Genomic DNA, 418 nt, shown 5'->3' with positions numbered 1-418 from the left:
CGGCAGCCAGTGCTTCCGGTACCGCCTGCTGGTGAACGACAACGTCGGCAACGTCGGGACCTCCGGCGTGCCGGCGACGGCACAGCGCGTCGACCTGATCGCACCGACGGTCGCGATCGGCGCGCCGGCGGCCGGCAGCGTGCAGGGCGGGACGTTCACCGTGTCCGGCACGGCGGGCGACGCACACACCGGCATCGACCACGTGCGCCTGGCATGGACGGGCCCGGCCTCGACCAGCGGCACGATCTGCGATCCCGCGACCCTCGGCGGCGCGAGCCCCTCGTGGACCTTCACCTGCTCGTGGAACACGAGCCTGCGCCCTGACGGCACGTACACGATCACGGCGACGTCGTGGGATCGTGCGACCAACACCTCCACGACCTCGTCCGTCTCCATCGTCCTCGACAACTTACCGCCC

At 71.3% G+C, this 418-nt stretch carries 1 protein-coding gene; it reads left to right on the top strand.

Features of this window, described 5'->3' with window-relative positions:
* A partial coding sequence (locus tag AC2AXP_RS22670; protein WP_484381993.1) for an Ig-like domain-containing protein occupies window positions 1-418 on the top strand: 418 nt, incomplete at both ends.

It is taken from the genome of Serratia sp. Sp408 (assembly GCF_057180665.1).
Note: the sequence above shows the minus strand (reverse complement) of the source record. Positions and strands in the feature narration are given on the sequence as shown.